Source organism: Meiothermus cerbereus, from assembly GCF_051297115.1.
Lineage (GTDB): Bacteria > Deinococcota > Deinococci > Deinococcales > Thermaceae > Meiothermus > Meiothermus cerbereus_A.
Genome location: NZ_JBEVAL010000041.1, coordinates 1 through 26,105 on the forward strand (window position 1 = coordinate 1; position 26,105 = coordinate 26,105).

General features: G+C 61.2%; 19 protein-coding genes and 2 pseudogenes. 5 read left to right on the forward strand and 16 right to left on the reverse strand.

The genetic code is table 11. The features are described 5' to 3' along the window. Positions 1-188: 188 nt before the first annotated feature. Entirely contained in the window at positions 189-1,733 is a 1,545-nt protein-coding gene (locus ABWU19_RS09540) for an ABC transporter ATP-binding protein (protein WP_435901466.1), read from the reverse strand. A 206-nt stretch (positions 1,734-1,939) separates the two neighbouring features. Further along, on the reverse strand, positions 1,940-3,073 hold the full coding sequence (locus ABWU19_RS09545; RefSeq protein ID WP_435901467.1) for a BMP family lipoprotein: 1,134 nt from the start codon (positions 3,071-3,073) through the stop codon (positions 1,940-1,942). A gap of 303 nt (positions 3,074-3,376) precedes the next feature. Between ABWU19_RS09545 and ligA the strand changes: the two genes are divergently transcribed. After that, positions 3,377-5,401: an NAD-dependent DNA ligase LigA gene (ligA, locus tag ABWU19_RS09550; RefSeq protein WP_435901468.1), complete on the forward strand. Its 2,025-nt coding sequence runs from the start codon at positions 3,377-3,379 to the stop codon at positions 5,399-5,401. A 102-nt stretch (positions 5,402-5,503) separates the two neighbouring features. Here the strand turns inward: ligA and ABWU19_RS09555 are convergent, their stop codons facing one another. From ABWU19_RS09555 to dnaG, 14 genes and pseudogenes are all read right to left on the reverse strand, one after another. Continuing rightward, the gene (locus tag ABWU19_RS09555) at positions 5,504-6,262 is read right to left on the reverse strand and encodes a 3-hydroxybutyrate dehydrogenase (protein ID WP_435901469.1); all 759 of its coding nucleotides are present in this window, start codon (positions 6,260-6,262) and stop codon (positions 5,504-5,506) included. A gap of 40 nt (positions 6,263-6,302) precedes the next feature. Next, on the reverse strand, positions 6,303-6,983 hold the full coding sequence (locus ABWU19_RS09560; RefSeq protein WP_435901483.1) for an ABC transporter ATP-binding protein: 681 nt from the start codon (positions 6,981-6,983) through the stop codon (positions 6,303-6,305). Positions 6,984-7,003: 20 nt separating this feature from the next. Then, a complete protein-coding gene (locus tag ABWU19_RS09565) occupies positions 7,004-7,231 on the reverse strand; it encodes a hypothetical protein (protein WP_435901484.1) in 228 nt (75 codons plus the stop codon). Positions 7,232-7,240: 9 nt separating this feature from the next. Next, positions 7,241-7,657: pseudogene (locus tag ABWU19_RS09570) on the reverse strand (ATP-binding cassette domain-containing protein); the annotation flags it as partial. A 55-nt stretch (positions 7,658-7,712) separates the two neighbouring features. Next, positions 7,713-8,621 (reverse strand): branched-chain amino acid ABC transporter permease, encoded by a 909-nt coding sequence (locus ABWU19_RS09575; RefSeq protein ID WP_435901470.1) that lies wholly within the window; start codon positions 8,619-8,621, stop codon positions 7,713-7,715. Beyond that, a complete protein-coding gene (locus ABWU19_RS09580) occupies positions 8,618-9,475 on the reverse strand; it encodes a branched-chain amino acid ABC transporter permease (protein WP_435901471.1) in 858 nt (285 codons plus the stop codon). Before ABWU19_RS09580 ends, ABWU19_RS09575 begins: the two co-directional genes overlap by 4 nt. 82 nt (positions 9,476-9,557) lie before the next feature. Next, entirely contained in the window at positions 9,558-10,721 is a 1,164-nt protein-coding gene (locus tag ABWU19_RS09585; protein WP_435901472.1) for an ABC transporter substrate-binding protein, read from the reverse strand. 19 nt (positions 10,722-10,740) lie between these two features. Further along, entirely contained in the window at positions 10,741-11,145 is a 405-nt protein-coding gene (locus tag ABWU19_RS09590; protein WP_435901473.1) for a MaoC family dehydratase, read from the reverse strand. Continuing rightward, positions 11,142-11,945, reverse strand: a complete 804-nt coding sequence (locus ABWU19_RS09595; protein ID WP_435901474.1) for an alpha/beta fold hydrolase — start codon at positions 11,943-11,945, stop codon at positions 11,142-11,144. The genes ABWU19_RS09590 and ABWU19_RS09595 overlap by 4 nt, the downstream gene beginning before the upstream one ends. Then, on the reverse strand, positions 11,938-13,413 hold the full coding sequence (locus tag ABWU19_RS09600; RefSeq protein ID WP_435901475.1) for a class I adenylate-forming enzyme family protein: 1,476 nt from the start codon (positions 13,411-13,413) through the stop codon (positions 11,938-11,940). The genes ABWU19_RS09595 and ABWU19_RS09600 overlap by 8 nt, the downstream gene beginning before the upstream one ends. Continuing rightward, entirely contained in the window at positions 13,404-14,417 is a 1,014-nt protein-coding gene (locus ABWU19_RS09605) for a 3-oxoacyl-ACP synthase (protein WP_435901476.1), read from the reverse strand. Before ABWU19_RS09605 ends, ABWU19_RS09600 begins: the two co-directional genes overlap by 10 nt. Before the next feature lie 197 nt (positions 14,418-14,614). Next, positions 14,615-15,640, reverse strand: a complete 1,026-nt coding sequence (locus tag ABWU19_RS09610) for a dihydroorotate dehydrogenase-like protein (protein WP_435901477.1) — start codon at positions 15,638-15,640, stop codon at positions 14,615-14,617. Continuing rightward, positions 15,637-19,266: a pyruvate:ferredoxin (flavodoxin) oxidoreductase gene (gene nifJ, locus ABWU19_RS09615; protein WP_435901478.1), complete on the reverse strand. Its 3,630-nt coding sequence runs from the start codon at positions 19,264-19,266 to the stop codon at positions 15,637-15,639. Before nifJ ends, ABWU19_RS09610 begins: the two co-directional genes overlap by 4 nt. Positions 19,267-19,494: 228 nt before the next feature. After that, positions 19,495-21,279, reverse strand: coding sequence for a DNA primase (dnaG, locus tag ABWU19_RS09620; protein WP_435901479.1), 1,785 nt, complete (start codon positions 21,277-21,279; stop codon positions 19,495-19,497). A 193-nt stretch (positions 21,280-21,472) separates the two neighbouring features. Between dnaG and ABWU19_RS09625 the strand changes: the two genes are divergently transcribed. The 4 genes and pseudogenes from ABWU19_RS09625 to ABWU19_RS09640 form a co-directional block, all read left to right on the forward strand. Beyond that, the gene (locus ABWU19_RS09625; protein WP_435901480.1) at positions 21,473-21,697 is read left to right on the forward strand and encodes a hypothetical protein; all 225 of its coding nucleotides are present in this window, start codon (positions 21,473-21,475) and stop codon (positions 21,695-21,697) included. Positions 21,698-21,911: 214 nt separating this feature from the next. Beyond that, positions 21,912-23,369, forward strand: a complete 1,458-nt coding sequence (locus ABWU19_RS09630; protein WP_435901481.1) for a hypothetical protein — start codon at positions 21,912-21,914, stop codon at positions 23,367-23,369. 233 nt (positions 23,370-23,602) lie between these two features. After that, positions 23,603-25,264 carry an Ig-like domain-containing protein gene (locus ABWU19_RS09635; RefSeq protein ID WP_435901482.1) on the forward strand — a complete coding sequence of 554 codons (1,662 nt, stop codon included), beginning with the start codon at positions 23,603-23,605 and terminating at the stop codon, positions 25,262-25,264. A 15-nt stretch (positions 25,265-25,279) separates the two neighbouring features. Next, positions 25,280-26,105: pseudogene (locus tag ABWU19_RS09640) on the forward strand (hypothetical protein); the annotation flags it as partial.

A 26,105-nucleotide genomic window follows, 5' to 3' on the forward strand; every position in this document is an offset into this window, starting at 1 on the left:
TCATGAGACCGCGGTGCGCCTTCTGGGGGCACAGCGATATTACCTGCTGGAGTGAGGGGGGTGCGGAATGTCGGCTAAGTGTCTCCATAAGCGAAATGCAAGTTGCCGTACCGAAAGTTCGCTTTAGGAATTGCGCCAGGTATGCATTGGCTCATTCCGCTGGTTTTGCCAATCTGCCCTGGCGCAACTTAGTCGGTGATTCCCGCCATCAAGAGCCCCAGCTTTTCCTCGGTGGCCTCACTGGCTTTCAGCTCGCCCATGATGCGGCCCTCGAACATCACCAGAATGCGGTCGGCGAGCGAACGCACCTCGTTGAGGTCGGCTGATACCAGCAACACCGCCATGCCAGCATCCCGCGCTTTCACAATTTTTTCGTGAATGAACTCGATGGCCCCAATATCCACCCCACGGGTGGGCTGGGCCGCTACCAGCACCTTTGGGCTGCGGCTCAACTCGCGCCCCACAATGATCTTCTGGGCATTACCGCCCGAGTAGCGGCGGGCCACCAGTTCGGTGCTGCGGGGCCGCACGTCAAATTGCTCCACAATTTCACGGGCCGAAGCCTCGATATGGTCGGCATTTAGAAAGCCCAGGAAACCCGCGTTGGGGCTTTTGTAGTGGTCGCCCAGGATCAGGTTCTCGCGGGTGGTAAAGTCCAGTACCAGCCCGCGCGCATTGCGGTCTTCGGGGATGTGCGAAACGCCCCATTCGCGCACCGTCCGGGCACTGGGTTTGAGGCTTTGACCGTCGTACTCGATGAGACCTTGGTAAGGCCGCAAGCCAGTAATGGCCTCCACCAGCTCGGTTTGCCCGTTGCCCTCGACCCCCGCAATACCCACAATCTCGCCAGCCCGCACCTCAAAGGATACGCTGTCCAGCCGGTGCTTTTTATCCTTCCCAGGAATTGATAGGTTGGTAACTTTGAGCACCGCTGGGCCTGGTTTGGCCTCTTGCTTATCCACCGAGAGAATTACCTCGCGCCCCACCATCATCCGGGCGAGCTCGGCCACGTTGGTCTCGGGGGTGTTGACCGTACCCACCACCCTGCCGTCACGGATCACCGTAACCCGATCCGAAAGCTTGATCACCTCGGCCAGCTTGTGGCTGATAAAAATTACCGCGTTGCCCTGATCCACGAACCGCCGCAAGAAATCGAACAGCTCGTCGGCTTCCTGGGGCGTAAGAACAGCAGTGGGCTCATCCAAAATAAGGATTTTGGCCTTGCGGTAGAGGGCCTTGAGGATTTCCACCCGCTGCTGCAAGCCCACCGGAAGCTCCTCCACCGGGGTATCGAGGGGCAGGTCGAACTCGAGTTCCCTCATCAGGGCTTCCACTTCGGCCCTGGCCTGGGCCAGGTTGAGCTGGGCCCCCTGGGTGGGTTCTGAACCCAAAATTACGTTCTCCAACACAGTAAATGGATCCACCAGCATGAAGTGCTGGTGCACCATCCCGATGCCCTGGGTAATGGCGTCGCCTGGTTCGGTGATGTTTACCCTCTGCCCATTAACCCATATCTCGCCCTGGTCTGGCTTCACCAGGCCATAAACAATCTTCATCAGGGTGGACTTGCCCGCCCCGTTCTCCCCTACTATCGCCAGCACCTCTCCCCAGCGAACATTCAGAGAAATGCGATCGTTGGCCAGCACCAGCGGATAGCGCTTGGTAACGTTCTTTAGCTCGAGGGCCACCGTACCCTTGACGTGCGCAGTGGAGGCGGAAACCGAATCGCTCATGCCCACAATCATACAGGTTATTGCGCTCTTCACAGACCTTGCCTCCCATCCGGGAGGCCACTGTGCTGTGCAGGACAAAGCAATCAGGTTGTGCAGAGCTCGATATTTGTGAAGAGCGCTCTAGAGCGCCCCAAAACACCGGATTGCGACCACCTCGAGCAAAAGCGCCCAGGGCGAAAACCCTGAGCGCTCGAGGTCAAAATCTACTAACGCTTGCTGGGCACCTTAATGGCGCCAGAGATGATCTGGCTGCGCAAAACCGCCAGACGGTTGACGACAGCCTGAGGAATCAGGGCCTTATTGTACTCGTCAAGGGCATAGCCTACGCCGTTGTTGCTCAGACCAAACTCGCGCACACCGCCCTTGAAGGTGCCCTCCTTGACTGCCTTGATCACGTCGTAGGTGGCCACATCCACCCGCTTGAGCATGGAGGTAAGCACGTGGTTCAGGGTGTTGGGGTTGTTGTCGGTGTCGCCCAGGTAGTTCTGGTTGGCATCAACCCCAATCATGAACATCGGACGGGTGGTGGCAGCCGGGCAGGTCTGGTTGTAGGCAGCGTAGCGCGGCACGTTGGAGCCGTTGTTGGAGATGAAGCGCACACCAGAGGGCAGCTCGTTTTGCTTCAAGCAGCGCTGCTGTTTCACGTAGTCCAGCACACCCAGGCCCGAAGCCCCCGCAGCGGCGTAGATGATATCGGCGCCCTGCTTGGCCTGAGCGGTGGCAATTTCCTTAGCTTTGCCGGGGTCGTTCCAGGCCGCAGGGGTGTTGCCTACGTAGTTGATGAGCACGCGGGGGTTGGCGATGTTGCGCTCGCGCATACCGGCAATGGCCCCGGCCCGGTAGCCCTGCTCAAACTTGTGGATCAGCGGGATGTCCATGCCGCCCACAAAGCCCACCACACCGGTGTTGGTCATACGGCCCGCAATGTAGCCGACCAGGTAGCTGCCCTCGTGTTCACGGAAAACCAGGCCCACGGCATTGTCGCACTTGCCTTCGCAAGGAACCGAGTCAATAACCGCGAACTTGATGTTTTTGAACTCCTGCGCGTTCCTGGTAATCGAGGGTTCGTTGGCGAAGCCCACGCCGATAATCAGGTCGAAGCCTTCCTCGGCAAAGCGGCGGATGCCCTGGCCCACCTGGCCTGGGTCGCCGGGCTCAAAGTCGAAGACCTTGACGCCAAGCTCCTTAGCCGCCCGCTGGGCCCCTTCAAAGGTAGACTGGTTGAAGCTGCGGTCGTTTTTACCACCTGCATCGAAGGCCATGCCCACGCGAATTTCCTGAGCAAGGCTCAGACCTAGCGCGGTCGCTACGGCAACACCGAGCACTACGAGTTTCTTCATGCGATTCGCCTCCATTTAGCCTGTGAGCATCACAAGCGCTGAACTGGCTGTTAGCCTCAGGCATTATAGAACACAACACGGGAAGCTTGAAAGGGGCTTGACAAAAGGAAGAAGCCTCTATAATGCCACTCTTTGCATGAGTGGCGCCGCATTTGCTGCCTTCTACCCGGTCTGGCATCCGTCTACCGGCGGCGCCCAGCGAGGGTGCCATACGGTCGCTATAAAGCTCACCCCAGCACACCAAAGGCACCCGCCCAACCAGGCGTATTTTTCAACCGAACTTTAAGCTGATAGCATCACGGTATGTCTGCGCCCAAGCAACGAATCCTGGAATTGCGTGAACAGATTCGCTACCACAACTACCGCTATTACGTGCTGAACAAACCCGAGATTTCCGATGCTGAGTTCGACCGCCTGATGCGTGAGCTAAGGGAGCTCGAGCAGGCCCACCCTGAGCTCATCACCCCCGATTCGCCCACGCAAACGGTCGGTAGTGCCATCCTCGAGACCCCCTTCACCCCTGTACCCCACCCCACCCGCATGTACTCGCTGGGCAATGCCTTTTCACGAGCCGACATCGCCGACTTCGAAGCCAGCATCAACCGCTTCCTGGGCCGCGAGGAAGCACGGGCGTATGTGCTCGAGTACAAAATTGATGGACTCTCGGTCAACCTCGTCTACGAAGCGGGGGTGTTCCGCCAGGGTCTGACCCGGGGCGACGGCCAGGTGGGCGAGGACGTCACCCCCAACCTGCTGGCCATCCCCGACATCCCAAGGCGGCTACCAGAACCCCTCGACCTCGAGGTGCGGGGCGAGATTTATCTGCCCATCAAAACCTTCCTGGAGCTCAACGCGCGGCTCGAGGAAGAAGGCGAGCCTCCTTTCAAGAACCCCCGCAATGCCGCAGCAGGCAGTCTGCGGCAAAAAGACCCCCGAATAAGCACCAGCCGGGGCTTACGCGGCCTGTTCTATGGGGTGGGCCAGCCCACGGGCCTGGGGGTAGCCACCCAGCAGGAGCTGTTGAAGAAACTTGGGCAGCTCGGTTTTTCGGTGGAACCCCACTTCCGGCTGGTAAAGGGGGTCGATGGGGTCGAGCAGGGTTACCAGGCCATGCTGGCCGAGCGCAGAAAACTGCCCTTTGAGGCCGATGGCGTAACCGTCAAGCTGAACGACCTTGCCCTCTGGGACGAGCTAGGGTATACCGCCAAGACCCCCCGCTTCGCCATCGCCTACAAATTCCCCGCCGAAGAAACGACTACCCGCGTGCTGCGGGTGGTCTTTCAGGTGGGGCGCACTGGGCGGGTCACGCCAGTGGCCGAGCTCGAGCCCGTTTTCCTGGATGGCTCGACCGTGAGCCGGGTTACCCTACACAACGAGAGCTACGTACAGGAGCTGGGTTTACGGATAGGCGATACGGTGCTGGTACACAAGTCCGGCGGGGTTATCCCCGAGGTTTTGCGGGTGGTAGCCGAAGCCCCCAGGGGCCATGAGCCGGTGGAGTGGCCCAGCCACTGCCCAGAGTGTGGGGTAGAGCTCCTGCTCTCGGGCAAGATTCACCTCTGCCCCAACCCCCTGTGCCCGGCCAAGGCCTTTGAGTCCATACGGCACTTTGCCAGCCGCAGGGCCATGGACATCCAGGGGCTGGGCGAGAAGCTCATCGAGCAGCTTTTAGAGGCCGGCCTGGTGCGCGATGCCGCCGACTTATACCGGCTAAAAAAAGAAGATATTGCCGCACTCGAGCGCAAAGCCGAAAAAAGCGCCCAGAACCTCATCGAGCAGATTGAGGCCAGCAAAAGCAGGGGCCTCGAGCGGCTGCTTTTGGCCCTGGGCATTCCCCAGGTGGGCGAAAGCACCGCCCGCGCCCTGGCCAAGCGTTTTGGGCACCTGGACAACATCCTCAGGGCCACGGTTGAGGAGCTTGATGCCGTGCCGGACATTGCCGAGACCACCGCTCAGGCCATTCACCAGGCCCTGTCCCGCCCCCAGATGCGCCATTTTATTGAGCGCTTACGGGCAGCTGGGGTGGTGTTCGAGGCCAGGGAAAAGCAGCAAAGCCAGGCCCTCGAGGGCCTTACCTTTGTGCTGACGGGTGAGCTTTCCCTACCCAGGGAAGAAGTGGCCCGGCGGCTCGAGGCCCACGGGGCCAAAATTTCCGGCTCTGTAAGCAAGAAAACCAGCTATGTGGTGGCTGGGCCGGGTGCGGGCTCTAAGCTGGCCAGGGCCAGGGAGCTGGGAATCCCCATTCTGGACGAGGCCGGGCTAGCCGAGCTGCTCGAGCAAAAGGTGGGGCCGGGTGTGCTGCAGGCTGCACCAGGGCGACTCATATAAAGTGGTCTTCAAGAATGGCCCGGCCCCAATCAGGTACAGAGTCCTCCCAGACCGGATGACCCGCCCAAAACAGGAGGAATGCTGCCAAGGGGGTTTTGCTGTTTATCGCGCCGTCCAGCCCAGGTCAATCACCTGGGCCGAGCCGGTAATAGCCCCGGCCCTGTCGGAGGACAAAAATAATGCGTACTCCGCGACTTCCTCCGGTTCAATCAAGCGCTTGATGGCCGCCGGAGCCAGCATCACCTTTTCGATCACCTCGGCTTCGGGGATGCCCAGGGTGCGGGCCTGGTCGGCAATTTGCGACTCCACCAGGGGGGTGCGCACGTAGGCTGGACAGATGGCATTGCAGGTGATGCCATATTCACCGACCTCGAGCGCCACGGTCTTGGTCAGGCCCAGCAGGCCATGCTTGGCCGAGATGTAGGCCGATTTGTAGGGGCTTGCCACCAGCCCGTGCAGCGAAGCGACATTGATGATGCGGCCCCAGCGCCTTTGCTTCATGCCGGGCAGGGTGTATTTGATGAGCTGGAATGGCGCCGTAAGCAGCACCTGCAGCATCATGTTCCAGGTGTCTTCGGGGTATTCGTCCACCGGGTTGATGCGCTGTAGACCGGCGTTGTTGACCAGGATGTCTACGGGGCCAAGCTCGAGCGCCCTTTGGGCCAACCTCCTAACCGAATTCTGGTCGGAAAGGTCGGCCTGAATAAAAACCCCACCCAGGGCCTGGGCCAGCCCGGCTGCACCTGGCTCGAGGTCGTTGAGGATGAGGCGGGCCCCTTCGCGGGCGAACACTTCGGCAATGGCTTTTCCGATGCCGCTACCGGCGCCGGTGATGAGGGCAGTTTTGTCTTTCAGTTGCATACTCTTATTATCAACCCTGAAATGCGGATGTAAGCCATATTTAGAGCGCCAAATAGGCCTTCTGTACGGCTTCGTTCTGGGCCAGGGCTGCCGCACTGCCTTGCAGGACAACCTTCCCGTGTTCCACCACATAGCCCCGGTCGGCCACCTCGAGCGATAGCGCCACGTTCTGCTCCACCAGCAGCACCCCCACCCCTTCGGCTTTAACCCGAGCCAGGGTGGCCAGCACCTCCTCGGCCAGCTTTGGCGAGAGACCAAGGCTTGGCTCGTCCACCATCAAAATTTTGGGCCGGCCCATCATGGCCCGCCCGATGGCCAGCATTTGCTGCTCACCTCCCGAAAGGGTTCCGGCCAGCTGGCCGCGTCGCTCGGCCAGGCGGGGGAAAAGAGCGTAGGTGCGCTCTAGTCCCTCCTGTCGGTGCGACCAGGCCAGAAAAGCCGCCCCCAGCAGTAGGTTCTCCTCCACGCTCATCAGGGGGAAGAGCTGGCGCCCTTCCGGCACGTGTCCCAGTCCCCGTCGGGCCCGCTGGGCTGCCGAAAGGCCCAGAAGGCTGGCCCCGCCAAGCTGCACCTCGCCCCCCCAGGGCCGAATCAGACCAGAGATGGTGCGCAGCGCGGTGGTCTTACCGGCCCCGTTGGCCCCCAGCAGGGCCACCAGCTCGCCCTGGGCAACCTCGAGCGTAAGCCCAAACAGCACCTGGGCCTTGGCGTACCCGGCCATAAGGTCCGTCACGCTGAGCTTCACGATGCCCTCCCTAAATAGGCCTCGCGCACCTTGGGGTTGGCGGCCACCTCGTCGTAGCGGCCTTGGGCAATTACCTGGCCGTAGTCCATCACCACCACCCGGTCGGCCAGGGCCCGCACCACCGGCATCAGGTGCTCGATGAAGAGTACCGTTACACCGCTCTCCCTAATGCGTCGCACCAGCTCCACCGCCTCCAGGGCCTCTGAAGGGCGTAGACCGGCCATCACCTCGTCTAAAAGTAAGAGCTTGGGCCTTGTGCACAGGGCGCGGGCGAGCTCGAGGCGCTTGTCTTCCAGAAGCGTGAGTTCCCCAGCAGGGGTCTGGGCCTTGGGAGCCAGGCCTGTGCGTTCGATAACCTCTTTTACCACACCCTCGGCCACTTTAAGTGAGGTGTTTGGCTTGCCGTAGAGGGCCCCCACCAAAAGGTTTTCCCATACGGTCATCTCGGGAAAAGGCTGCACAATCTGAAAGGCCCGCCCCAGCCCTTTCCAGGTTCGCACCTCGGGCGGGGCCTGGGTAATCTCCTCGCCCAGGAACTCGATGCGGCCTTGATCGGGGCGTAGAAGGCCCGAAAGCAGGTTTAAGAGGGTGCTTTTGCCTGCCCCATTGGGGCCGATGACCGCCAGAATTTCTCCAGGCTGAACCTGCAGGTCTACCCCGCTGGCTGCGACCACCCCACCAAAGCGTTTGGAAAGGCCCTCGACCCTAAGCATGCCCCACCCCCTTGCGGCGGAAGAGGCTGACCAGGCCCCTGGGCAAAAACAATATGGTCAGCACCAGTATCACCCCGTACACCACCAGATAACCCTCGCCAATTCGCAGGCGTAGCCAGGTCTCGAGGCTTACGATGATGAGCCCACCCAACAAGGGCCCGGTGGTGGTATAAAGCCCACCAAAAATGGGAATCACCAAGGCCTCCACCGCCCGCCCCAGGCCAAAAGCATCGTAGGGGGAGAGAAAAAGGGTCTTCATGGCATAGACCCCGCCCGCCAGCCCTGCCACAAAGGCCGATATGGTGAAGGCCAGGAGCTTGACCCGCACCACCGGCACCCCCAGCACCCGCGCTACCGCCTCGCCCTGCCGTGTTGCCGTCATGGCGTAGTGCAGGCGGCTTCTACCGAGGAACAAACTAATCCCGCTGGCCAGGGCCAGCACGGCCACCGCCAGGTAGTAGCTGCCCAGGGGAAAAGCGCCACCAAAAGCAGGCTGTACCGGCAGGCCGATGGCCCCTCCCGTAAAGGCCGATTTGAGCACCAGGGTGCGCATAACCTCGCTGAAAGCCAGGGTGGCAATTGCGAAGTACATCCCGTGCAGCCGCAGGGTGGCCAGGCCCAGCAGCAGGCTGAACAAAGCGGCTACCACACCCCCCAGGAGCAATGCCGGGAGGGTGCCCACAGCAGGGGCCGCCAGTGCGGCGGCATAGGCTCCCAGACCAAAGAAAGCCCCGTGGGCCAGCGAGAGCTGCCCGGTACGGGCCAGCAGATCCCAGGCCAGTGCCAGGGCGCTAATCAGAAAGGCAAACTGGGCGCTGTCCAGCAAAAAAGCCCGCCACTCGCCCAGGGGCAGCCCCGGAAGCACCAGAGCCAGGAGCAAAAGCAACCCAACCAGTATCATGCTGCCCTCCAGCTACGCCAGGTGAGGGCCACAAAGATGACCAGAAAGAAGACCGCTTCCACCCAGCCGCCCCCACCCGGCACGTAGGTGCTTACCAGGGCTTCGGCCAGGGCCAGGATAATTGCCGCCGGCACTACCCCCCGCAGGTTGCCCAAGCCTGCCATCACGATGATGGCAAAAGCTTTAAGGGTGTAGGCAAAGCCCACCGTGGGAGAGGCGTAGAGCATTACCGAAAGCATCACACCGGCCACCCCGGCCAGAGCTGCCGATAGGCCAAAGGCCAGCAGGTATACCTGCTGGGTCTCGATGCCCAAAAGCCCCGGCGCCAGCCGGTTTTGTGCCACTGCCCGCACCGCCAGGCCCATCCGGGTGCGGTCGAGAAAGCCGTACAGGGCACCCAAAATGCCCACCGAAAGCCCAAAGGCCAGCAGCGGTGGTACTCCAAACGAGAGTCCCCCCAGGCTCAGGGTAGCCCCCTGGTAGCTGGTAGAGACCACCCGGGTATCGGCGCCAAAAAGCAGCAGGGCGATGTTTTGCAAAGCCACCGAGAGGCCGAAGGTGAGGAGCATCTGGTTTAGCTCGGGCGCAGCCAGGATGGGTCGGATCAGGCCCAGGTAGCTAATGGCCCCCACCAGAAAAAGCACCAGGGCCGCCAGTCCCAACGAGAGAAAAGGATCGAGGCCAGCTCCCACAAAGAGCAGGTAAGCAATAAAGGCCCCAATCATGGTGAACTCGCCGTGGGCAAAGTTGACGATGCCCACCACGCCCACCGCCAGGGCCAGCCCGCTGGCCACCAGCGCGTAGATGCCGGCGGCCAGGATGCCGTTGATGAGGGTTTGCAAAAGAAGTTCCATAGTTTGGGCTGAGGGTGCGGAGTGGAGGGCAGCGCGCCAGAAGCCTCGCGGCTACTCTACGCGCCTGGCCCTCTACCCTTTGTTAGTAGTTGCCGGGGAAGCGCAACGGACGTGCGGCACGATTGGCCGGGAAGACCGGACGGCGTGAGCCTTCCAGGTACTGGAACTGTAGCCAGATGCTCTGGTTGAAACCCTGGAAGCGGGTACGCCCGGTGTCGGAGGGCTTGAACGATAGGGGGCCGAAAGGGGTATCCATCTGCACCTTAGCCAGTTCGGCGGCGATGCGGTCTTTATCGGCGGAGCCAGCAGCCTCTACTGCCCTGCCCAGGCTAAGCGCAATTACGTAGCCCATGGGGGCCATGTACTCGTCGGTAACATCGCCGAACTTGCGCCGGTAGAGGTTTACAAAGCGGCGGCTTTCGTTATTGGATACCGAGGGCAGCCAGGCGGTCATGCCGGCTATGTCGTTGGAGAGAGCGTTCTTCTCGAAGCCAACCGGCCAGGCCGGGGGGGCGCCGTAGATGAGCTTGGGCTCGAGCCCCACCTGCCGGGCCTGGGCCGCGATGGGCAGAGCGTCCACGTCGTAGCCAATCCAGTACAGAATGTCGGGCCGGAAGCCTTTAAGGCGGGTCAGGATGGAGGTAAAGCTGCCCGAACCCGACTTGAAGGGTTCAGCCTGCACGGTGTAGCCCTGCCGCTCGAGCTGCTGGCGGTAGGTCTGGATGCCCGCTGAACCAAAGGGCCCGTCTTCGTAAAGGATGGCCACCCGCCGGGCTCCGCTGTCGTAGAGGTGCTTGAAGAACTCGAGCGCTGCCGCTACGTTGTGGTAGTCCCAGGGGTGGTAGTGGAAGAAGCGGCCATAATCACTAAAAGCCTGCTCCACCACGCTGCTGGCTGCCCCGATGCAGAGGAAAAGCGGCTGGTACTGCTTTACCGGCCCCGAAAGGGCGAAGGTTACCCCAGAGGCCAGCCCACCAATCACAATGTCTACCCGGTCGACCGTCATCAGCTTGGTGAGGGCCGGAACCGCAGCCGCAGGAGCGTTGCCATCGTCTACCACCACCAGCTCGATCTTTACCTTTCCACCAGCATTGACCTGATCAACCCCAAGCTGCACCCCGTTCAGTGCGGCTTTGCCCGCTACGGTCGAGGTGGGCAGCAGCACGCCTACCCGCACGGTGGTCTGGGCCAGGGCCAGCCCAGCCAAACCCAAGACAGCCAGAAGAACGAACCAGACTCTTTTCATACTTGCCTCCTATATGGCTTCACAGAACTTCCTCGTACAACACCGTGGCCTCACCCTCGATGACCCGCTCGCCTTTTTGGTTGGTGCAGATGGTCTCGAGGCTCAGGATGGGTTTATCCGGGCGGATGGCCCGCACGGTCACGGTGGCGGTGATGGTATCGCCCAGGTAGGTGGGCTTCAGAAAGCGCAGGCTCTGGCCCAGGTAAATGGCGCCCGGCCCCGGCAGCTTGGTGCCGATGGCGGTGGATATAAGACCAGCCACCAGGACGCCCTGGGCAATACGGGCCCCAAAACGGCTCTTCCTGGCATATTCGGCATCCACGTGTAGTGGGTTGGTGTCGCCCACCGCTCCAATGAACAAAGCCACGTGCGCATCGCTCAGTGTTTGGGTGTAGGAAGCTGTGTCTCCCACCTTGAAATTCATTGTTTGACCTCCAAAAACTTGGCTATTTGCTGGGCCAGCCCAGGTGCATTTTCCAGGGGGGCCACATGGCCCACCTGGGGAAGTATCCGGTGTGTAGCGCCAGGAATGGCTGCGGCGATTTCCTGGCCGTAAAAAGGCGGGAAGAGCAGGTCATCCTCGCCAGAGAGAACCAGGGTGGGGGCCTCTACGCGGCCCAGCCGGGGGCGCAGGTCTTCCATCGCCAAAAAACCATCCAGCAGGTGTCGCTGCGCCTCTGGGGTGGGGGCCGCCTGTTCCATCTGCAAAAGCGAGGCCTCGGTCGCTACCTCCGGGTGGGCCTGCAGGAAGGCCCGACCCCAAATCCAGGGCAAAGCCACCAGCATGCGCCCACGGGTACCGCCCCACTCCAGGCCCCGCCGCCAGCTTTCAACCTTGGCCCGCAAAAGGGGATCGAGGCGGGAGGTAGTACACAGCAACAGCAACTTTTCCAGGCCGGTGGGCCTGCGGGCAGCGTGTACCTGCGCCACCACCCCACCATTGGAGAGACCCAGCAGGTAGTAGCGCCTTATCCCCAGCGCAGCCAGGAGGGCTGCCAGGTCGTCGGCGTGGAGTTCTGGAGGATAAGGCCCCGCGGGCACGGCGCTTTGACCCTGGCCCCGCATGTCGTAGCGCAGCACCCGGAAGCCCTCCAGGTACGGCAACAGGGGCTCCCAGGCTTCGGTGCGCTGGAAGATGCCGTTAAGCAGCACCAGCCACGGTGCCGCTGGGGGGCCCTCCGTGCGGTAGAAGAGTGTGGTGCCGTTTAGCGCCAGCTCAGGCATGGGACTCCTCGGTAAACCTGCGGTATAGCTCGCTCTTCAAAATCTTGCCGGGGCCGCTTTTGGGAAGCTCGGAGATGAAGAGAAAGTGTCTGGGCACTTTGTAGCCCGCCAGCCGGGCCCTGAGAAAACCCTTCAGTTCCTCCTCGCTGATGGGCGTTTTTAGCACCACCGCGGCCAGACCCACCTCGCCCCAGCGGGCATCGGGTACACCCAGCACGGCGCACTCGAGCACCGCCGGGTGGTCGTAAAGGACGCGCTCAATCTCGATGGGATAGACGTTTTCACCGCCCGAGATGAACATCTCCTTGGCCCTTCCCACGATGTAGTAACGCCCCGCGGCATCGCGCTGGGCCAGGTCGCCGGTACGCAGCCAGGTTCGGCCCTGGTGGACGACCAGGGCTTTGGCGGTCTCGGCAGGCCGCTCGAAGTAGCCCGACATCACCACCGGCCCAGAAAGCCAGAGTTCGCCCTCCGCGGGCGCCTCCAGACCGTCTGCGCCCACCAGTCGGGCCCAGAGGTGGGGCATTGGGCGACCTACCGACTCGGGGTAGGACTCGGCTTCCTCGAGGTCTTGAGTGAAGCAATTTACCCCGCACTCGGTAAGCCCGTAACCTTGCTTGAAGCGCACCCCTTTGGCCCGGAAGGCTGCCCGCACAGGGTGGGGGCAGGGGGCGCCGCCAGAGATGGCCCAGCGCACCGTGCGCAGATCGGCCTGGGCGAAGTGGGGGTGCTGGGCCAACATCTGGTACATGGTGGGCACCAGGAACAAAAGACTCACCTGGTGCGTGCTGACCCAGGCCAGGTACTCAGCAGGGTCGAACTTCTCCTGCAGCAGCACCTGGCCCCCCAGGTAGAGCAGTGGGGTGGCCAGGGCGTTCAGGGCAGCATGGAACATGGGTGTGGCCACGATGTAGCGGTCTTCGGGCGTAAGCCCCCAGCTCATGCAGGTCTGCATGGCGTTGACCAGAAGCTGGCGGTGGGGAATCAGGGCCCCTTTGGGTAGCCCGGTTGTACCGCCGGTGAACAGCAGCAGGGCGGGGTCTTCCAGGCTGGGAGCAAAGTCGGGCAGGCTGCCCTCGGGTAGGGTTTGCAGGGCTTCCAGGGGGTAAGCCTGCGGATGCAACCGCTGTGCGATTGCGGCAAAGTCTTCGGTGTAGAAGAGGGTTTTGGGCCGGGTGTACTCGAGCAGCCCCTTCAGCTCAGCCTCGCTTAGTCGGTGGTTGATCAGGGTTGGAATAAAGCCCAGCAGCGGTGCAGCAAAGTAGAGCTCGAGGTAGCCCAGGTGGTTGGGCCCCAGCACCGCCGCCCGTTCTCCCCTCGTTACCCCAAGCCCTGCCAGCGAGGCCGCGGCCCGCTGGGCCCGCCGGTACAGTGCAGCGTAACTCAGCCAGGCCCCACGCCAGTACACCGCTGGGCGCTCGGGGTGGTAGGCGGCCAGGCGCGAGAGCCAGTTGGCGTTCAGTTCCATCTGGCCTCCCCTTCAAAGCGCAGCACCGCCGCCCCCCAGTGGTAGCCCACCCCAGCGGCAGCGAGGGCTACCAGGCTTCCCGGGACCAGCCTGCCTGCCTCGCTGGCCAGCTTCAGGGAAAGAATGGGGTCGAGCTGGCCCAGATGCCCATAATCGGACAGATAAATGGAGCGCTCTTCCGATAGCCCTAATCCAGCCAGCACGGCCTGGTGGGCCGAGGGCTTCATGTGTAGAAGGGCCAGGTAGTCGAGGTCGGCAGCGGTGTAACCGGCCTGCCCAAGTGCGCCCTGAATGACCTCCAGAAAACCAGGCAGCGAGGCCTGCTCGAGCCGCTCTTTCATCGCTTCGGGCTCAGCCACCCGCAGCCTGTACTGGCCCACATTGGCCGGGGTTAGAGGTTCAACCGTGCCCCCTACCGGCACCCGCACACTGGTTGCCAGGGTGGGGTCGGTTTTGAGCTGGCTGGCCAGCAGCTTGAGCCCGGGTCCCTGCCGGGCCACCACCACAGCCCCACCACCCGCCGCCAGGTCGTACATGAAGCGCACCGCGGGGTCGGTGTAGTCAATCAGGTCGCCGTTGCGGTAGCCACCTGCAATCAGGATGTGGGCCAGGTCGGGGCGGCTGGCCAGAAGACCCTCGGCTACCGCCAGCGCGGTGATAAAGCTGGCGCATTTCTGGTTCAAATCAAAACCCCAGGCCCGGCTGGCCCCCACCATCTGGGCAATGAGGGGTGCGCTGGTCCAGACCGGATAGTCTTTGTGCTCGTCGGTGATGCTAATCACCACGTCCAGTTGTGCGGCCTCCAGACCTGCCTGCTTTAGCGCGGCCTGGGCCGCCCAGCCCCCCATCCGGGCCGGGTGGTCGCCTGGGCCGGGGATGGGTTTTTGGTGGATGCCGAGCTTCTCCCGCACCACCCACTCCGGCAGCCCGCTAGCCGCAGCAATCTCGCTGCTGTGCATGCGCGGTACAGGTAGATAGACACCTAGCCCTCGAAGGTATGCCATTTAGAACCTCAAAACCAGATTGAGGTGAGTTTATGCGGGGGCTGTTACAAGCTTGTTACACACAACCCGGCCCTGGAGGGTGGGTCGGGGGTGTTTTTTGGCGCTCTCTCCTGCAGCGCAAACAGCGTGCAAGGTGCCGGTGGCTCGATTTGAGTTGTTGGACTTCAGCAAAGTGGCAAAAAAACTCCGCGGATTTGCTACCCAAGCAGCATTCCGGTCGGGTCGGGCCGCCAGGAACGCAGCACCTTCATATAGTTGCCCCGCTCAAAGGCCTCGGGGTTGGCCACATGAAGCTGGCTCATGCTGCCCTGCATCTGGCGGATGGACTCGTACTCGTGCGTTAGCATCCAGGTTCGCAGCTCCTGTAGGGTTTCTTTGATGCGCCCGGGGCCTTTTTTCAGAAGCTCGGAGGCCATCATGGCGACTTTGGCACCCGCCATCATGCTCTTGAGTACCTCGAGGTGGCCGTGTACCCCACTGGTAATGGCCAGATCGGCCTGGATGCGCCCGTACAGGATGGCCACCCAGGTCAGGGGCAGCCGCAGGTCTTCGGGCCGACTGAGCGCCAGGTTGGGCGTGACCTCGAGCTGCTCGAGGTCGAAGTCGGGCTGGTAGAAGCGATTGAACAGAACCAGCCCATCGGCACCCGCCTGCACAAAACGGGCAGCCATGTGGGCCGGGTTGCTAAAGTAAGGCCCCACCTTGACCGCTACAGGTATCTGGATGTGCCGGCGCACCTCACGCACGACTTCTAGGTACATTTCCTCCACCTCGGCTCCGGTCAGGGTGGGGTCGGTGGGCAGGTAGTACAGGTTGAGCTCGAGGGCATCGGCCCCGGCTTGCTCAATCAATCGGGCGTACTCCGTCCAGCCCCCCGGCGAAACCCCGTTGAGGCTACCGATGATGGGAATGGAAACGCGCTCTTTGGCTGTGCGTATCAGTTCCAGATACTCCTGCGGCCCCAGGTTGAACTCGTGGGCCTTGGGAAAGTAGTCCAGGGCTTCGGCGTAGCTGTGTGTGCCGTACTCGAGGTAGTGGTGCAGGGTGTGGCTCTCCTGCTCAATCTGCTCTTCAAAAAGCGAGTACATGACCACCGCAGCCGCCCCGGCCTCGGCCAGCCGCTCGATGCCCTCGAGGGTATACGAAAGCGGCGAGGCCGAGGCGACGACCGGGTGCTCGAGCCTCAAACCCAGGTAGGTGGTGCTCAAATCCAGCTTGCTCATGCGTCCTCCCGTACATTTACAGGTGATGCGGTGTTTTCAACTTCCTTCTTTGCCGCAGTAAGCGATGCAGCCTGCCCTGTGTTTTCTGGTACGGCCGCCTGGGCTTTTGCCATCTGCTCGTACTCCTTCCAGCGAGACCAGATGCTTTCCTGGGCCAGCTTAAGCAGATGGTCGGCCTCTTTGGGGTTAATCTGCTTCAACATGCGGTAGCGGTTTTCGTGCAGGGCGTACTCCTGGAAGGAGATGCGGGGGGGCTTAGAGTCGAGCTGGAACGGGTTTTTACCCTCGGCGCGGAGCCTGGGGTCGTAGCGGTAAAGCGGCCAGTAGCCCGACTCGGCGGCCAGTTTTTGTTGCTCCATGCCCTTAGCCATATCGATGCCATGAGCTATGCAGTGGCTGTAGGCGATAATCAGGGCCGGGCCATCGTAGCTCTCGGCCTCGAGTAAAGCCTTTACCGTCTGGGCATCGTTGGCCCCCATAGCCACCTGGGCCACATACACATACCCGTAGCTCATGGCGATACGCCCCAGGTCTTTCTTGGGGGTGGTTTTGCCCCCGGAGGCAAACTTGGCCACTGCTCCCAGTGCGGTGGCCTTGGAGGACTGCCCACCGGTATTGGAGTACACTTCGGTATCGAGCACCAGGAGTTTTACATTGCGCCCACTGGCCAGCACATGGTCCAGACCCCCAAACCCGATGTCGTAGGCCCAGCCATCGCCCCCCACAATCCAGACCGACTTACGCACCAGCACGTCGGCCAGGCTCAACAAATCGCGGGCTTTAAGGTCGGTGTGGTCTTTCAGCCGCGCCTTCAGCTCGGCCACCCGGTTCCTTTGGGCTGCAATACCAGCTTCACTGCTCTGGTCGGCGGTGAGCAATGCATCAACCAAATCCCGGCCAATCACGTCTGACAGCTCTACCAGCAACTCTTGGGCGTACTGCTTTTGTTTATCCAGGGTTAACTTCATGCCCAGGCCAAACTCGGCATTGTCCTCGAACAGCGAGTTGCTCCAGGCGGGGCCCCGCCCTTCACGGTTTTTGCTCCAAGGGGTGGTGGGCAGGTTGCCGCCGTAAATCGAAGAGCAGCCGGTAGCGTTGGCAATGAGGGCCCGGTCGCCAAAGAGCTGGCTCAGTAGCTTGAGGTAGGGGGTTTCACCACAGCCAGCACAAGCCCCCGAAAACTCGAACAGGGGTTCTAGGAGCTGCACATTTTTGACGTTGTTAAAGCTGAAGCCGTCAAAGCGTGGAAACTCTGGCAGGTGCTGGAAAAAGGCCCAGTGCTTGCGGCCTTGCTCGCGCAGGGGCAACTGTGGCTGCATGTTGATGGCTTTGCGTCCGACCTGGCTTTTGTTTTTGGCCGGACAGACCTCCACGCAAAGCGAGCAGCCGGTGCAATCTTCTACCGCAACCTGAAGGGTATAGTGCTGGTCTTCCAGACCCTTCCACATGGCCCGCGCCGTCAGGAAGCCTTGAGGGGCCTGCTCAAATGCTTCAGGTGGGGCCACCTTAGCCCGGATGACCGCATGGGGGCAGACCAGCACGCACTTACCGCACTGAATACAGACTGCCGGATCCCAGACCGGCACTTCCTGAGCGATATTGCGCTTTTCCCACTGGGTGGTTCCACTGGGGTAGGTACCGTCGTCGGGCAGGGCGCTTACCGGAAGCGTGTCGCCCTTACCTGCCAGCATGGGGGCCGTAACCTTTTGGACAAACTCTGGGGCCTCAGATGGGACGATGGGGGGCAGGTGTTTTGGGCTGGTGGGCGCGGGGGGTACCTCGAGGGGATACAGGTGCGTCAGGGCTGCATCTACCGCAGCGAAGTTCTTGCGAACAACCACCTCACCCCGCTTGCCGTAGGTCTTGCGAATGGCCTCCTTGATTTTTCCAATGGCTTCCTCGCGCGGCAGCACCCCCGAGAGCGCGAAGAAGCACACCTGCATCACGGTGTTCATCAGGTTGCCAAGCCCGGCCTCGCGTGCGACCTGGTAAGCGTTGATGACGTAGACCTTGAGCTTTTTCTCGATAATCTGGGCCTGAACCTCGTAGGGCAGATTCTCCCAGGTTTCGGCGGGACCATATGGGCTGTTGATGAGCAAGGTGGCCCCTTCCTGCGCGACTTCCAAAACATTGTAGCGCTCGAAAAAGCCAAACTGGTGTACCGCTACAAAATCGGCTTTTTGGATCAGGTAGGTGCTGCGGATGGGCCTGGGGCCAAAGCGCAGGTGGCTGATGGTGCGGGCTCCGGCTTTCTTGGAGTCGTAAACGAAATAGCCCTGGGCATAGAAGTCGGTTTCCTCACCGATAATTTTGATGGAGTTCTTGTTGGCCCCCACTGTTCCGTCGGAACCCAGGCCCCAAAACACTGAGCGCTTTACCTCGGGGGGTTCGATGCTCAGGTTGGGGTCGTAGGGCAAGCTGGTGTGCGAAACATCGTCGATAATGCCCAAAGTGAAGTGATTTTTGGGCGATGGCTTTCGCATTTCCTCGAAAAGGGCCATCAGCATGGCTGGGGTAAACTCCTTGGAGGACAGCCCATAGCGTCCACCGATTACCTTTACGCGGGTTGCAAGGCCAGCCTCGCTAATGGCCGTTACCACATCCTGATACAGCGGTTCGCCTGCGCTACCCGGCTCTTTGGTGCGGTCGAGCGCGGCCAGTACCCGCACACCCTGCGGCAAGGCCTGCACAAAAGCGTTTACGTCAAAAGGCCGATACAGCCGCACCTTGAGCACCCCTACCTTTTCGCCCTGACCCAGCAGATACTCCACAGTTTCGTGGGCGGTTTCGCTGCCAGAACCCATCAGCACCACCACCCGCTCTGCATCGGGCGCACCCACATAGTCGAAAAGCCGGTACTGACGACCGGTGCGCTCGGCAAAGCTATCCATGTAGCCTTGCACGATTTGCGGCACTTTTTGGTAGTACGGATTGACGGTTTCGCGGGCCTGGAAATACACGTCGGGATTTTGCGCGGTCCCGCGAATGAACGGATGGTCGGGGGAGAGGGCTCTATTGCGGTGGGCCCAGATCAGCTCAGGTTCGATCAGGGCCCGTAAATCGTCGTCGGAAAGGGCCTCGATTTTCATTACCTCGTGGGAGGTGCGGAAGCCGTCCATTACGTGAAGAAACGGAACTCGGCTCTTTAGCGTGCTGGCCTGGGCAATTAGGGCGAAGTCCTGGGCCTCCTGAACAGAGGCCACAAACAGCATGGCCCACCCGGTAGCCCTGGTCGCCATAACGTCGGAGTGGTCACCAAAAATGGAAAGCCCCTGAGCGGCAATGGAGCGGGCCGCAATGTGAAAGACCGTGCTGGTGAGTTCCCCAGCAATCTTGTACATGTTGGGAATCATCAGCAACAGGCCCTGGCTGGCGGTGAAGGTGGTGGTAAGGGCACCGGTCTGCAAAGCACCATGCACCGCACCAGCAGCCCCACCTTCGGACTGCATTTCTTGTACCAGCGGTACTGTGCCCCACAGATTTGTTTGGCCCGAGGCACTCCATTGGTCAGCGAATTCGCCCATGGGCGAGGACGGGGTAATGGGGTAAATGGCGATTACCTCGTTAAGCTTATGGGCAACGCGGGCTACCGCCTCATTCCCATCTACAGTGATGATCTGCGGCATATGGGCCTCCTGGTGTGAACCTAGCTCTAATCTAGCCATTTGCCCAGGGACACATTGCCCAAACCCTGCAAAACGCCATGCATCCCGGCACTGCGCTAGCGATTTATTGGCCCAAGGAGTGGGCCATAAACCTGATGCCTGCAGGCGGGGTGGTTAAATCCTGCAAAGAGGGGCTTACGCTGTCCTGGTTCCTTCGCAAGCTAAAAACAAACGGGGAAAGGGTTTTTATCAGCGCTTGTAAACGCGGCGCTCGGCCTCGATGGCCTGCAAGACCTCCTGGATTTCTTTGGTCAGGGCGCGAATCTCGTCTAGCTCGGTGACGCTTTTGAGCTGGGTCTTGAGTTTATCCAGCCGCATCTCGTAATAGACCTCCCGCACCCGGGCCAGCGCCACATTCAGGTGGACCTCGAGGTTCTGGCGCTCAAAGCTGGGGCTCTTCATCAGTACGTCGATCAGACGGGCGCCTTCCCCCCGTTGCTCAAAGTGCTTCAGGATCCGGTTCTTGCCCTGTTCAGAACGGGCCGCCTGCATAAATTCGGCCAGAAGGCTTCCTTCGGGCGGCCAGGTGTGGTCTTCGACGTACAGCGCCCACTGCAAAAACTCTTCCTCGGGCACCGAATACAAAAGTGCAATTACATCCAGCTCCCGCAAGAGACGTTTTTCCGTAAGGTCTGGGCGGCCCAGGCCAATGCCCTGGGTTCGGTCGGGTCGGGCGGGGGAACCAGACCGCCCTGAGGAAGTGCGGGCCCGGGCCAGGTAGTCTTCCAGCGCGCGCGGGCTGAGCTCCAGCGCCCCAATTACCTTAGCTTTTAGTTTCTCGACCACCTGATCGAAGGGTTCACTCGAGATCAGGCGGGGCTTAAGGGCCTCGAGCACTTTCTGCTTGTGCTCGGGGCGCTTCAAATCCAACCCCGCTGAGGCCGCCTCGAAGCGGTACTCCACCTCGGACAATGCTGCGTCCAGCGCAGCTTCAAAGCGGTCTTTACCATCGGCAACCAGCAGCAAATCCCCCGGGTCTTTACCCCCCTCGAGCAACACCGCGTACACCACAAAGCCTCGAGCAATCTCCAGGTTCAGGCTTTGCAGGGTGGCTTTACGTCCGGCCTCATCGGAATCGAAAGCCAGGTAAAGCTCGGTGGCACCGGCCCGCTTCAGCAGGTGAGCCTGCTCGTTGGAGAGCGAAGAACCCAGCACCGCCACGGTTTCGGCAAAACCCAGCTGGTGCAAGGCGATCACATCGAACAGCCCTTCTACCACTACCGCCCGCCCGCGCTCGCGGATGGCCGCACGGGCCTCTGGATAGCCATAGAGCAGCTGGCTCTTCTTGAACAGGGCGGTTTCTGGAGAGTTGAGGTATTTGGGGTTATCGTCTTTTTCCAGGGCTCGAGCCGTAAAAGCCACGATGCGGCCCAACGGATCCTGAATGGGAAAGGTGACCCGGTTGCGGAAGCGGTCAAAATACCGCCCCTCGCGCTCCATCAGCACCCCGGCCTCAAGGCCTTCCTGCAGACTTATGCCGTGGTTCTGCAGGTACTTGATCAGGCCATCCCGGCTTTTGGGAGCATAGCCCAGACCAAACTGTTCGATAGACGCAGGGGTCAGGCCGCGTTCCTGCAGGTATTGCAGAGCCTCACCAGCCAGGTGGGAGCGGAAGTAAGCCTGGGTGAGCTCGAGGATTTGCAAAGCCTCCTTGCGCCCGGAGGAACGCCCTTTGTACTGTGGCAGCTCAACCCCGGTCTCCTGGGCAAGGCGCTCGAGGGCCTCGTGAAACTCAATGCCCTCGATCTTTTGCAAAAAAGCAAAAATATCACCCCCACTTTTGCAGCCAAAGCAGTAACACAACCCCTTAGCCTCGTTGACCTGAAATGAGGGGGTTTTTTCCTGATGAAAGGGGCAAAGGCCCTTCCAGGTGCCCTTGCCGCTTGGCTTGAGCGCCACATACCTGCCCACCAGCTCCCGAATGGGCATCCGGGAACGGATAAGTTCGATGGCTTGGGCGCTTTGGGCATCCATAGGGGGTAGGCTTGTCAGGGCATTGGCCCGGCAAATTTAGAACCACATTCTAACTCGCCCTTGCAGGTGGTAGGCCATAGTTAAAGATTTGGAACCCGGTCATATAGAGCGCTCTTCACAAATATTGAGCTGCTCACAACTTGATTGCTTTATCCTGCACAGCACAGTTGCCCCCGGATGGGAGGCCATCTTTGTGAAGAGTGCGATAGGTGGGGAAATCCCCCTAGTGTCGCTGTGGGCCTGGATCACCGCCCCCATCAACTGCGGCTCCAGCTTCGTGATCTGCGAAATGCTTCTGAACAAGCTCAAGACCCAGCTCAAAAGCGTCACCGAGCTGGACGAGATTCGCGCCCTGACCAAAGAAATCCAGGAGGTCTTGCAGGCCATCGAGGCCGAGCAGCGGATCTACAAGCGTTGATTCGGCACAAACCCCCGCTAACAGGCAGCCTGAGAAATTGCACCGGATGGAGGGCATCATATCTGTCGCATTTGTAGGCGCATCTCGGTGTAACCAACCAGGTTTGCGTGAAGGGATCAGCGCAGCAGAATGCGCGACAAGAGCGGGCTTTCTTAGCAGGCCCGTCCTGTAGGTCTTTCTGATAGAATGTGGGAAAAGCACCAGGCCTTTGATTATGAGTACCCTCGAGGACATTTCCTCACCGCGCCTGTGGGATACCCTGAGCGCTGAGCCCAGTCTGGCACTGCTGACGTCGTTGCTGGCTATGCCCGCCTCGTCGCTGCGTGAGGCTCGACAGGCCTATGTGCTGTTGATGTTGGGACGCTTGGATGAGGCACAAAAAATTCTGAACCGCTTAGGCCAGCATCCGCTGGCGCATACCGTGCAGATGGCAATTTGGGTAGAACAACACCTCTTCGCTCGGGTGCTCGAAGAGGTTCCCCTAAGCCCCGCTGGACTGCCTGAGGATTTGTGGCTCGAGGCCCAAGCGCGGGCCTGGCTCGAGCAGTCCAAAGCGCAGTTTCATCTCTGTCAGTACCGCGAGGCCTGGAAACTGTCGCAACAGGCGGCAGTTCAAGCACGAAAGCTGGGAATGCCCTCGCTGGCGCTGGTCTGCGATCTGCACAGCGAGGAGTGCCGCACCGCCCTAGACGAGTCGGGGCTTGATCTATTTCTCTACGAGCAGATCCTGCGTTTGCACGTAGAAACAGCACCCTCGCAGGAGGCGCGGGTGATGGCCTATCTGGCTCTGGTGCGCTTGTTTGCGCGGCAGGGTTTGTATGACAAAGCCATGCGCTTTACCCTCGAGGTGCCCAAACCCCTCAACGGCCAACACTTTGTGGAGTTGATGCTGGTGCTCAACCGGCTGGACGATCCAAGGGACTGGGGGGTGCTCGAGCCGCGCTACCAGGGGCGTCTGCATGCCATTAAGGGTCTGGTGAGCCTGGATGCAGACTTTATCCTGAGCGGCGCTGCTCCCGACCCCAGCTTTCACCCCCGGCCTCACGCCGAGTGGAACCTGGCCTTTGGCTGGGCCCAGCTGAGCAAAGGAAAATATGCAGCGGCGCTAGAACACTTCCAGAGGGCTTTTATCCCGCGCTGCGAATGGGATATCAGGTTTGTGCGCGACATGGGTCTGGTGGAGCTAAGTGTGTTGGCTCCCGGGGTGATGGCCGAGTACGACCTCGAGCGGCTGGTGTTGGAGTCGCAAACCCTGCTAACCCGGCGTATCAGCCCGCAGTCACTCATCGTGCGCCTAATTCCACGGGCCATGCCCCACGCCACGGGGCTCTTGTTGATGCTGCCCGAGGCATGTGCTGCGCTGCAAGAGTCGGCCCAGAACCAGCTCTTGCTGGTCCATCCCGCGGGCTTGAGCATCGCAGGCGTGACCCACGCCAACACCTCGGCGCTGGTAAAGCTGCTCGAGGGCGAGACCGGGGGCATGACCCCTGGTGCGCTGCGTACCAACCGCCACCGCCTGAACCTGTTCTTGCAGCAGTTTGGGCAACCTGCGGTGGTGCAGGGCCGCTTGGTATGGGCCGCAATCAAGCATCTTGCCAACAGCGCCGAGAACACTGTGCTGTGGCAGGAGGTTCGCGCCCGCTACGCTCGAGCCTATTCGTATGCTCCATAACTTTAAAATCTAAAGCTCCCTGTAACGCGACCGGGCTGCTGTAACGCGACCATAACACACCTGTCACCAAGATGAGCGGGTGATGCGAGGTCGAGTGGCGTTGTTGGGGCCCGCGACGATTACAACAGGTTCCAAACCCTGATGCTGGCGAGCCCAAGAACTTGTCTTATGCACAGAGCGCATAACTCTAGAGCTCAATCACCTGGGCCAGGCAGTTTGAAAGGAGGTAGCAAATGATAAGAGTAGCAGGTTTTGTGGACGGGATTTTGCGTTACGCGGTTCTACCGGTATTGGTTTTGGTTGGATGGGCCTGCAAGGGAGGTGATGTCAATCCACCCAGCATTGTGAGCAGTGTTCCCGCTAACGGTGCCACCGATGTCGCTTTGAGCGCCAATATCTCCATCACATTCTCCAAAGACATGAACCAGGGGTCGCTAACCGTAAACGTGAACCCCGCACTCAGCCTGGGCCCGCCAGTGTGGAACACGCCCAACACGGTGGCCTTCGACCCCCCGAATCTGGCGCCGGGCACCACCTACACCATAAGCGTGGAAGGTAAAGACCTGGTGGGCAACCCCCTGGCGGGCAGCAAGACCATCACCTTCCAGACCGCGCCCCCGCCCGACAACACCCCGCCCGCCACACCTACCGGGGTCAAGGCCACCGCAGGCGATGGCGAGTTTTTTGTGGACTGGAGCCCCAACGCCGAACCGGATCTGGCCGGGTACACGGTGTATGTGGGCGCTGCCGCCGACGCACTGGTTCCCATCTTGTTCGTGGAGAAACCTGCGGTGCTGGCCAAGGTGACCGGCCTCGAGAACGGTAAGACCTACTTCTACGCGGTCGATGCCCAGGACACCACCGGCAACCGCTCGGCCCGCTCCGCAACCGGCAGCATCACGCCCAAGGACATGGTGGCCCCTACCCTGGTCTCCTCCGAACCTGCGGGCGGTGCGCAGGACCTACAGCTGGTGCCCGCCCTGCGCTTCACCTTCTCCGAGCCGATGGACCAGAGCTCGGTGGAGATCGGGATGTGCGTGGGCAGCGATCCTCCGGCCCTCGCCACCTGTACCGCCCCCATCGCGGTGAACTTCGGTGCTCCAACCTGGAGCGAGGGTGACAGGGTGGCCCGGTTTACCCCCACCGACCAGTTCCAAAGCGGCAAGACCCACGTGCTGGTGCTCGCGGCCAGGGACAAAGCGGGCAACCCGCTCTCCGGGCCAAACCGGGTGGCTTTCTCGATGCGGGCCACCCCCGACACCACCCCGCCCACCGTAGTCGCGCGCAATACCAGCAGCACCCCTACCACGGGCAACGGTTTTGTCGAACTCACCTTTAGCGAGGCTATGGATCAGCAGTCGGTGCAGGCCGCCTTCCTCAGCCAGCCCGCTATTGCCTGTGGCTGGGTTTGGAGCGGTAATACCGCCCGTTGCAGTGGTGCGCTGCGGCAGCTTACCACCTACACCGTTACGCTCGGCACCGGGGCCAAAGACACTGCGGGCAATGCCATGCTGGCGCCCTACCAGTTCGGCTTCACCACCCCCAACTTCAACCCGCGCCTGCAGTCGGTGAGCCCGCGCAGCGGGGCCTTTAACATCTCTCCCACCGCCCCCATCACCTTTACCTTCACCGAGCCCATGCACCAGTCCAGCGTGCAGGGGGCTTTGGAGGTGAAGGCGGGGAGCACCCTCAAGACCGGGACGTTCGAGTGGAACCCAGAAAGCACCGTGCTCACCTTCCGCCCCAGCAGCGGCTATGGTGACGGCACCCACGTGGTCTGGAAGATCACCACTGACGCCCGCGAAGCCCTGCCGCCGAATTTCATCGGACTGACCCTGCCTCTGCCCGCCGAGGTGAGCGGCTCATTCACCACTCGATTTGTCATCGGCCGATAGATCAAGGAGACAACCATGCGTACATTGATTTTAGGCATTCTTGTTGCTGCCCTGGTGGCCTGCCAGGGGTCGCAACCTCAACAACTTCCCTTGCCCACGGTAAGTGAAGACGCCAGCCTCAAACCCGCCAAACCATCGCTGCCACCGCTAGAAGACAGCCAACCCCGCCCCCTGGCTACCGTCCGCGATGCTAAGGGCAACCAGGCCGACTTTGTGGAGAACGAACTAATCGTCTCTTCCGACGACCCCGCCGCCTTGAATGCTTTTGTACAGCGCTGGCAAGGGAGCATACTGAAAACCTTCGACCCCGCAGCCGCTGGGCTTAGCGGTTTTCCCAAGCAGCACCTGGTGCGGGTTAAGGCCGATGCTGCCGACACTTCCAAACTCTCCGCCGACCTACGCACCCTGGACAAGGACAGCCGCGGTAGCCTGGCTGTGTCTAGCGGGGCCGCCCACAAGTTGCTGGCCGCCGCCGCCCGCGAGGGGGCCAGCGGCTTGGGCGTGGGAATCAACTGGGTAGGCCAGGGGGGCGCCTTCTCCGACAGAGCCACCGCCGAGGCCCCCAGCGGCGACACCCTGAGCGGCATCCCCTACACCGTCAACGCCTTCAACTGGCCACATATGAGCAGCGGCGGTTCCAGCGTGCAGGACATTGGAGTAGCCGAGGCCTGGCGGGCCCTGGAGGCCGCCGGAAAGATCTCCAACCGGGTCAAGATCGGCATCCTGGATATGGGCTTCCAGCCCGACGCCGACTTCCCGCCCGGCTGGTTCGCCATCTCCAACGTGCCCCAGGCTCTTATCATATACAGCATGAACCCGAACAAACCCATACCCAGCCCCA

Coding starts and splice junctions, on each gene's coding strand:
- ABWU19_RS09595 (WP_435901474.1), bottom strand. CDS start 11,945: ATGCCTGAGCTGGCGCTAAACGGCACCACACTCTTCTACCGCACGGAG.
- ligA (WP_435901468.1), top strand. CDS start 3,377: ATGTCTGCGCCCAAGCAACGAATCCTGGAATTGCGTGAACAGATTCGC.
- ABWU19_RS09575 (WP_435901470.1), bottom strand. CDS start 8,621: ATGATACTGGTTGGGTTGCTTTTGCTCCTGGCTCTGGTGCTTCCGGGG.
- ABWU19_RS09635 (WP_435901482.1), top strand. CDS start 23,603: ATGATAAGAGTAGCAGGTTTTGTGGACGGGATTTTGCGTTACGCGGTT.
- ABWU19_RS09565 (WP_435901484.1), bottom strand. CDS start 7,231: ATGGCCGGTCTACGCCCTTCAGAGGCCCTGGAGGCGGTGGAGCTGGTG.
- ABWU19_RS09585 (WP_435901472.1), bottom strand. CDS start 10,721: ATGAAAAGAGTCTGGTTCGTTCTTCTGGCTGTCTTGGGTTTGGCTGGG.
- ABWU19_RS09630 (WP_435901481.1), top strand. CDS start 21,912: ATGAGTACCCTCGAGGACATTTCCTCACCGCGCCTGTGGGATACCCTG.
- ABWU19_RS09540 (WP_435901466.1), bottom strand. CDS start 1,733: ATGAGCGATTCGGTTTCCGCCTCCACTGCGCACGTCAAGGGTACGGTG.
- ABWU19_RS09555 (WP_435901469.1), bottom strand. CDS start 6,262: ATGCAACTGAAAGACAAAACTGCCCTCATCACCGGCGCCGGTAGCGGC.
- ABWU19_RS09580 (WP_435901471.1), bottom strand. CDS start 9,475: ATGGAACTTCTTTTGCAAACCCTCATCAACGGCATCCTGGCCGCCGGC.
- ABWU19_RS09610 (WP_435901477.1), bottom strand. CDS start 15,640: ATGAGCAAGCTGGATTTGAGCACCACCTACCTGGGTTTGAGGCTCGAG.
- dnaG (WP_435901479.1), bottom strand. CDS start 21,279: ATGGATGCCCAAAGCGCCCAAGCCATCGAACTTATCCGTTCCCGGATG.
- ABWU19_RS09560 (WP_435901483.1), bottom strand. CDS start 6,983: ATGGCCGGGTACGCCAAGGCCCAGGTGCTGTTTGGGCTTACGCTCGAG.
- nifJ (WP_435901478.1), bottom strand. CDS start 19,266: ATGCCGCAGATCATCACTGTAGATGGGAATGAGGCGGTAGCCCGCGTT.
- ABWU19_RS09590 (WP_435901473.1), bottom strand. CDS start 11,145: ATGAATTTCAAGGTGGGAGACACAGCTTCCTACACCCAAACACTGAGC.
- ABWU19_RS09605 (WP_435901476.1), bottom strand. CDS start 14,417: ATGGCATACCTTCGAGGGCTAGGTGTCTATCTACCTGTACCGCGCATG.
- ABWU19_RS09545 (WP_435901467.1), bottom strand. CDS start 3,073: ATGAAGAAACTCGTAGTGCTCGGTGTTGCCGTAGCGACCGCGCTAGGT.
- ABWU19_RS09600 (WP_435901475.1), bottom strand. CDS start 13,413: ATGGAACTGAACGCCAACTGGCTCTCGCGCCTGGCCGCCTACCACCCC.